6 protein-coding genes are annotated in these 7,766 nt (G+C 67.0%); 1 reads left to right on the forward strand and 5 read right to left on the reverse strand.

Annotated features, from left to right (window positions below; genetic code table 11):
* The 4 genes from VFE28_09240 to VFE28_09255 form a co-directional block, all read right to left on the reverse strand.
* Positions 1-929: M20/M25/M40 family metallo-hydrolase (locus VFE28_09240; protein HZM16173.1), on the reverse strand; the 929-nt coding region annotated here is incomplete at its 3' end.
* 16 nt (positions 930-945) lie between these two features.
* Positions 946-3,171 (reverse strand): M1 family aminopeptidase, encoded by a 2,226-nt coding sequence (locus VFE28_09245; GenBank protein ID HZM16174.1) that lies wholly within the window; start codon positions 3,169-3,171, stop codon positions 946-948.
* A gap of 48 nt (positions 3,172-3,219) precedes the next feature.
* The gene (locus tag VFE28_09250) at positions 3,220-3,717 is read right to left on the reverse strand and encodes a hypothetical protein (GenBank protein ID HZM16175.1); all 498 of its coding nucleotides are present in this window, start codon (positions 3,715-3,717) and stop codon (positions 3,220-3,222) included.
* A 378-nt stretch (positions 3,718-4,095) separates the two neighbouring features.
* Positions 4,096-4,842 (reverse strand): histidine phosphatase family protein, encoded by a 747-nt coding sequence (locus VFE28_09255; GenBank protein ID HZM16176.1) that lies wholly within the window; start codon positions 4,840-4,842, stop codon positions 4,096-4,098.
* A 219-nt stretch (positions 4,843-5,061) separates the two neighbouring features.
* Between VFE28_09255 and VFE28_09260 the strand changes: the two genes are divergently transcribed.
* Positions 5,062-7,371: a M28 family metallopeptidase gene (locus VFE28_09260; GenBank protein HZM16177.1), complete on the forward strand. Its 2,310-nt coding sequence runs from the start codon at positions 5,062-5,064 to the stop codon at positions 7,369-7,371.
* 54 nt (positions 7,372-7,425) lie between these two features.
* Here VFE28_09260 and VFE28_09265 read toward each other — a convergent pair.
* Positions 7,426-7,766 (reverse strand): hypothetical protein (locus VFE28_09265; GenBank protein ID HZM16178.1); only part of this gene is annotated, 341 nt, incomplete at its 5' end.

A 7,766-nucleotide genomic window follows, 5' to 3' on the forward strand; every position in this document is an offset into this window, starting at 1 on the left:
GCGAGATAGCGCACCAGCTCGCTCGTGAAGCCCGCGATGCGCTCGAGCCCGGCGTAGTCGAGCTTGTCCGGCGTGTCCCCCGGCCGGTGGTAGTCGGCGTTCGCCCCGGTGAACAGCTGGATAGCCGGCACGCCGCGCCCGACGAAGCTCTTCTGGTCGCTACCGCCTGGATCCTTCTCCGGCAGCTGCAGGTCGAAACCGAAGGCGGTGTTCACGCCGCGCAGCACGTCGGGGAGCTGCTGCGCCGTGCTCGTGCCGAAGACGGTGAGCGGGTTGCCGAACAAACGCCCCACCGTATCGAGGTTCACCATGGCGGTGCATTCCGCGAGCGGCAGCACCGGATGCTCGACATAGTGGGCGCTGCCGAGAAGCCCCGACTCCTCGCCGCCGAAGGCGATGACGACGACGGAGTGGGCGGGAGGCTCTTGCTCCCGCAGCCGCCGGGCACATTCGAGGAGCACGGCCACCCCCGAAGCGTTGTCGTCGGCGCCCGGGTGGAGCTGCCCCTGATTCGCCGAGCCCAGCGCGCCACGGCCGAGATGGTCGTAATGCGCCGCGAGGACCACATGGTGAGGTTTACCTCCCGCAGCCTGGGACGTTGCACTGTCTCCCGCAGTCCCGCCGAGCACGCCGATCAGGTTCACCACGAGTGTGCTGTCCGGCGCCTTCCACTCTTGGCGAAAACCAGCTTCACCCAGGGGACGCAAACCAAGAGCCCGGAATCGCTCTTCAATGAGAGTGGCAGCTTTGGCGAGCCCTGGCGTGCCTGCGCCTCTGCCTTCGTAGGTCTCGGAGCACAGCGTCTCCACGTCCTGCCGCAGTCGCGCGCTGGCACTCTCCTGCCCCCATGCCGCCGAGACCACTGCGGCGACTGCCACGAGAGACAACACCCCTTGGCACACGCGGATCTGCCCACACCGGAACACCATGCTCCCGTCCTCTCCTTCAATGCGTCAGGTCCAGTCGTAGGGGAGAACTCTGCACCTGCCAGTTGCCCTTGTCCACATTCGTCTCGCCTTCGAAGGCAAGGTAAGAATAGCGACCATAGTGGGGCAGCTTCTTCCCCAGCGCCTCCACGACCGCGGGCGTGGCGGGCAAAACCACGGTCCAGGCGATTTCTTCGCGCTCGGCGTCGCGGAAGCACGCAACGAGCGAGCGTCCGGCGGTACTGGCCGCGGTGCGCAGCTTGAGGGGCGCGTCGCCAAACGCCCCGGAGCTCGCGAAGCATCGGTCGACGAGATCACCCTCGCCGAAGAGCCAAACGCCACGGCCGACCGTGCGCCGGAAGTCGCGCTCGTCCACCAGGACCTGGTCGTGGTTGTGGCTCCAGGTGGAGGCGAGGGCCCGCAAGGCTGCGGCCATCTTCGGCGTGCAGCGCGAGCCGATGACGACGAAGGTCGAATCGGCGCCGAGAACATGGGAGAGCGCCGGAGGGATCTCGGCTCGATGCAGCTTGCGGAAGAGCTCCATGTCCGGGTCCACAGCCACCCAGCGCGCTCCCGGTTCGAGCTGGATGGTTGCCGAGGCGCTGCGGAGCTCGACTTCGCGCGACCGCATCTCGCCGCCCAACTCGTAGCGGATCGGCACGCGCAAGTCGTAGAAGGGCTCCGCCTGGCGGATCTCCAGCCTCGGTCCGCCAGCAGACGCGGGACCGCGGCTGACGGAAAGCACCGGGGCACCGGGCCGTCCGATCCATTGCTCGAACCAGGGAGTGACCAGGGGCGGCGCCGCGCCTGCCGCGCCGCCGGGCGCTGAGTCCGCCTCGACCGTCACCGCGAAGCTGCGGACCAGGTCGTCCCAGCTGGCTTCTTGGAACAACTTCTCCTTGTAAAAGTGCCTCAGCGCCGTGAAGAACACCGCATCGCCCCAGAGCTTCCGGGCCATGTGGAAGACCATCATCGTCTTGCCGTAGCCCACCGCCTGCGTCGCCGGGCTCTCGCGCTCGGTGAAGCGCCGCAGGGCGAAGTCGCGCCCGCCGGAGCTGGCGTAATCCAGATACCCCTGCAGCTGGCTCAGCCGGTAGTCGCGTGCGGCGGCCTCGCCTTCCCGCTCCTTGTAGGTGTAGTCCGCCAGGTACGAGGTCAGCCCCTCGGACCAGTTCCCCTTGCCCTCGGCCACGAAGACGCCGTTCCCCCACCAGTTGTGCAAGATCTCGTGGCCGTAGCTCGTGTGCACGATGAAGGGGAGCCGTATCACACGGTCTCCGAGCAAGGTGAAGCTCGGCATGCCGTAGCCCGTCTGCCACCAGTTCTCCACCAGAGCGAACTTGTCGAACGGATAGGGTCCGAGCATCTGCTCGTACATCTGGAGATAGGTACCGGTGGCATCGAGGTAGGTGTTGCAGAGATCCTCGGGCGTCTCTGCATAGGTGAAGGTGTAGGCCATCACCTTCCCATGCTCCTTCTTGCGCACCTTGTAGGGTCCGGCGACGAGATAGGCCTCGTTCATCGGCGTCTCCACGACCCAGAGCGATTCGACGCTGCCATCGGCGGCAGCGCGGCGTTCCGCCCAGGTGCCCTGGCTCATGCTCTCCCAGCCCGCCGGCACGCGCGCCGTCAGGCGATAGCGGAAGAGCCCTTCGCCGCTCCAGGGAATCCAGAAAGTCGAGCCCTCGAGATAAACGCCGCGCGCGTCGATGAGCCCCGAGGTCTCTTCGAAGCTGCGTTCGTACGCCACCTTGGGCGGCTTCAGGCTGTCGTAGATGGCGCCAGCGTAACGAAGCTCGAGGCGCACCGTAGCCGGCCAGCCTGTGGCGGGCGGGTGCACGGTGAGCTCGCGGGCCGCGGCGTAGTCCTGCATGCGTTCGTAGTCCGGCTTCGCCCAGAAGTGTCGCGGTTGGAAAGTCGCCGCCGTCTCGAACTGCAACCGCTCTTTCCCGAGCTGGATGGACTCGACCGTGAGGCCCTTGTGAAGGAGGAGCGCGAGCGGACCGGTGGGATTCGGCGGCGGTCCCAGATCGATCGCATCGGTCGCTTGCAGCCGGCTCTTCGCAGGCTCCACAGCGACCTGGATGTCGTGACGGAGGATGGGCCAGTTCTGCGCCGCTCGCCCGCCCGACGCGGCGCCGACCAGGGCGAGAGTCAGAATGATCGCGGTGTTCCTTCCGCCTAGGACACGGCGCGTCACAAGGAAGGTGGACCGCAGCTCCAGGCTCCGCCGCCGACGGCTCACGGAATCTTGCGCCCGTGGGTGCATGGACGTAGAGCCTACCACGGGCTCTTAGTAACCGGCGGCGAGAAGCACCAGCACGAGGAAACCGACGAGGATACCTGCACCAAGAGTCAGAAACAGTCCCGGATACCAGCCAAACTCAGCTCCCGCGTAGACGCGTCCGGAACTCGAAGTGTACTCCGTGCAGGTCTGGGTGCAGCTGAACTCGGTGCGGCGCAGGTACTCCGGCCGCACGGCGAGGCCGAACCAGTGTACCGGGTTGTACTTGACGAGGGCGAACACGGAGCCGGCCTTCACGTCGCCATCGCTATTGGCTATCGGAGTCCCGACCGACAAGTCCAACGATCCGCCGCGCTCGAACCAACGCCGGTAGCGGAGAGATGGCCCCATCGTGAATTCGTCCTCGTCGGCCGTGACGAACCAGGAGCCGCCTACAGCGTTGCGAGGGGTCACATTCACCATGGCGCCCCAATCCGCGATGCCGCGCAGCAGGCCTCCCCCATTGCTCGATCCCAGCCTGAGGTAGCCGCCGGCATTGGTGAACAAGAAGGCCTTGCAGTCCGGGCCTGGGCGCGCGTGGAAACTCAGTCCGTTTGACGAACGAAGCTGAGGGGGAATGATGGAATCCGGGGGCGCTGTGCCCCGGGGTTGGTTCTGGGACCACGACGCCGACTGCAGCATCGGTACACCTACCATCCAAAGGACTGCACACGTTCTGGCCCTTGAACGAAAGAACACCCTGGTGCAGCAGAAACGGTCTCGATCGCTCACGCTCCGTCGACGCACGCCAACTCCTTCGCGCCTGCGCCCGAAAGCTTCATTGCTCTCATGCGGCACACGACACGCTGGAAAAATGCCGCACCGGGGCAGCCGCGAATCTTAGAACGAATCGCCAACTTCGTGTACACAAGATTCGACTGTGGCTCAGAGGTCGCCGAGATTGCCGGCGGTGATGCGCTTCCACAGCCGGGGCTGTCCGCCCGGGGCGCGCTCGATCAGGTAGATCTCGTCGTTGGCCTGGCGGATCGAGGCGGCCTGTGCCGGCTCCAGTTCGAAAAGGACACGGAGGATCATCTGGTTCGTACCGCTGTGGCCGACGATGAGGATCGTCCCCGACGGATGGCGCTCCAGGATCGTCTGCACCGTGGTCCGCACCCGAGCGTAGAACTGGTTCGTCGACTCGCCGCCATCCAGTGCGTCGTCCGGATCCTTGCTCCGGCGCTGGTACTCCGCGACCGCCGTCGAATCGTTGCCCGCGAGCGCGAGACCTTCGAACTTGCCGAGCGCTTGTTCCCGCAGCCCGTCGAGGGCGGTGAGGGGAGTGCTGCCGCGGGCGGCCTCCGCCGTTTCCCGGCTGCGGCTCAAGGTGCTGGAATAGGCGGCGTCGAGCGGCACACCACGGAGCGCTTCGGCCAGCTGCGCTGCCTGCGCCCGACCCTTCTCGTCCAGGTGGGTGTCGGACTGGCCTTGCAGCTTGCGGGCCGCATTCCAATCGGTCTGGCCGTGCCGCGCCAGGTAGATGCGAAGCCCGGCATCGGGGCGCGCGGCGGGGGCCGGAGCGCATCCCGAGAACAGCATGGTCTGGACGGCGAAAAGCCCCAGGCAGACCGGGACGAACAGCGCCCGACCGTCTCGATGCGACCGGTGCTGGCCCGATTCGTGTCGTCCCATGCTGGTTCTCCCGGCGAAACGGTGACGCGATCGCGGCAGTATACACGTCGATGGCGCCGGCACCTGCGAACGACACCCTGGGGCGAAGAGTGCCGGCCAGGCTGGAACGGGCCGTGGGCGCGGCTGCGCGGGCGATGGGCGCTGTTGGCACCGCGTGGACAGAAACGGGGCCGATTGCTAGGGTTCCCTCTCACCGCCACGGCCACAGGAGGCCCCGCAATGCGCGTCCACGCCGCCGTCCGCCCTCTGCTCTCGGGACTTTGCGCCGCCGTCATGCTGAACGGCACGGCAGGCGCCGAGGCGCCCGCATCGATCCTCGGCTTCAGCGACGAACGCGCTGCGGCGCAGCACACGTTGGAAGCGCAGTTCGACGCCGTGCTGAACCGGGACAACCTGCGCAACTGGATGCAGCGCCTCTCGGCCCAACCCCATCATCTCGGCTCGGCCTACGGCAAGGAGAACGCCGAGTTCATCGCCGATCTGTTCCGCTCCTGGGGCTACGAGACGCGCATCGAGACCTTCTATGTCCTTTTCCCGACGCCCCGGGTGCGCGTGCTCGAGATGGTGGCGCCCGAGCCCTTCACTGCGGCCCTCGTCGAGCCAGCGCTTCCGGAGGACGCGACCTCCGGCCAGACCGACACGCAGCTGCCGATCTACAACTGTTACTCCGTGGACGGTGACGTCACGGGGGAGCTCGTCTACGTGAACTACGGCGTGCCGAAGGACTACGAGGAGCTCGAGCGGCGGGGCATCGACGTGCGCGGCAAGATCGTGCTGGCGCGCTACGGCGGCTCGTGGCGCGGCATCAAGCCGAAGGTGGCGGCGGAGAAGGGTGCGGTCGGCTGCATCATCTATTCCGACCCGCGTGGCGACGGCTACTTCGAGGGCGATGTCTACCCCAAGGGCGGCTGGCGCAGCGAACGCTCGGCGCAGCGCGGCTCGGTGGCGGACATGCCGATTTATTCCGGCGATCCCCTGACGCCGGGGGTGGGCGCCACCAAGAAGACGGCGAAGCCCGACCTGCGCCGGGCGCAGACGTTGACCAAGATCCCGGTGCTCCCCATCGCCTACAGCGACGCCGTGCCGTTGCTCAGGGCCATCGGCGGGCCGATGGCGCCCGAGGCGTGGCGAGGCTCCCTGCCCCTTCCGTATCGCCTCGGCCCCGGGCCGGCGCGGGTGCACCTGCGTCTCGAGTTCGACTGGAAGGTGGTGCCGGCGAACGACGTGATCGCGACGCTTCGCGGCACCGAGCTCCCGGACGAATGGATCCTGCGCGGTAACCACCACGACGCCTGGGTGAACGGCGCGACGGATCCGGTGAGCGGCTTGGTGGCGCTGCTGGAGGAAGCACGCGCCGTGGCTGGTCTGGCCCGGAACGGCTGGAAGCCGGCTCGCACCATCGTCTACGCCGCCTGGGACGGCGAGGAAGAGGGGCTCCTCGGGTCGACGGAATGGGTGGAGACGCACGCCGCGGAGCTGCGCCGCAAGGCGGTGGTCTACATCAACACCGACAGCAACGCGCGCGGACTGCTCGAGATGGCCGGCTCGCACACCTTGGAGACATTCATCAACCAGGTGGCCCGGGATGTCGTCGATCCGGAGAAGAACGTTTCCGTCCTCGAACGCGCCCGCGCCGCCCTCATCCTCCAAGGTACGGAGGAGGAACGGAAGGCGGCCCGCGAGACGGGGATGTTGCGCATCGGCGCTCTCGGGTCGGGCTCGGACTACACGCCCTTCCTCCAGCATCTCGGCATCGCCGCCCTCAGCCTGGGCTACGGCGGCGAGGACGAGTATGGCCAGTACCACTCGATCTACGACAGCTTCGATCACTACCGGCGCTTCATGGATCCGAACTTCGACTACGGCCTCGCCATGGCCCGGACGACAGGGCGCGTCGTGCTGCGCCTCGCCAGCGCCACGGTGCTCCCGTTCGAGTTCGGCCGCTTCACCGCGACCATCGAGCGCTACGTCAAGGAAGTCAGCAAGCTGGCCGACGACATGCGCGACGAATCGGAGGAGAAGAACCGCCGCCTCGATGAAGGCACCTTCACTGCCTACTTCGATCCTACCAAGCCCTATGTCCTGCCGAAGCCGGACGATGCGGTGCCGCATCTCAACTTCGCGCCCCTCGAGAATGCTCTCGGCGTGCTGCAGAAGAGCGCCCGTGCTCACGAGAAGGCGGCGCTCGCGCGCGGCGCTGGTAGCAAGCCCCTCGCCCCGGCCGAGCGCGCCGCGCTCGATCAAGCGCTCATGGGTTGCGAGCGTGCTCTCACCCGCCCTGAGGGGTTACCTGGACGGCCCTGGTACGTGCACCACGTCTATGCCCCGGGTCAATACACGGGGTATGGGGTGAAGACGCTACCCGGCGTCCGCGAGGCCCTCGAGCTCCGGCGCTGGCGGGAGGCGGAGGCACAGGTGGTCATCGCGGCCCAGTTGCTCGAAGCCTACGCCGCCAGGATCGACGCGGCCACGACGATCCTCGAACCGGCGCCGGCGGAGTTGACCAGGAAACCGGCCAGCGCGCCGTAGAGACCCGAAGGACCTCGGCAGGACGAAACGAACGTGCCCCGAAGCGCCGGCGTGTTACTCGTCTCCGCTTTCGGTCCTGAACTCGTTCATGCTTTCGAGCTCATCCATGTCTGGGTTCTCGGGCCTCAATTCGTCCACGCCGGCGAGTTCTCCCTGCTCGAGCTGCCTCTCGTTGCGGTACCAGGTGGCGAGCTCTTCACATCCCAAACGCCAATACACATCGAGAGGCGCTCGACCCCAGCAGTGCGCCAATTCCCCGTGCTCTCCCTCCCTGTGGTGGAAGTCGCAGAGCGAGAGCTTGTTCCATTCCTCGTCCCCGCCCTGATGGGAGCGGTAGTGCAGGTGGTGCACCTGCAGTCGCGATCGGGCCGTGCAGCCCGGTGCCTGGCACCGGT

This window comes from Candidatus Krumholzibacteriia bacterium (assembly GCA_035649275.1).
Lineage (GTDB): Bacteria > Krumholzibacteriota > Krumholzibacteriia.

What these genes read in the sequence shown, in the direction of transcription:
- VFE28_09255 (HZM16176.1), bottom strand. Translation starts at nt 4,842, where the DNA reads ATGGGACGACACGAATCGGGCCAGCACCGGTCGCATCGAGACGGTCGG.
- VFE28_09260 (HZM16177.1), top strand. Translation starts at nt 5,062, where the DNA reads ATGCGCGTCCACGCCGCCGTCCGCCCTCTGCTCTCGGGACTTTGCGCC.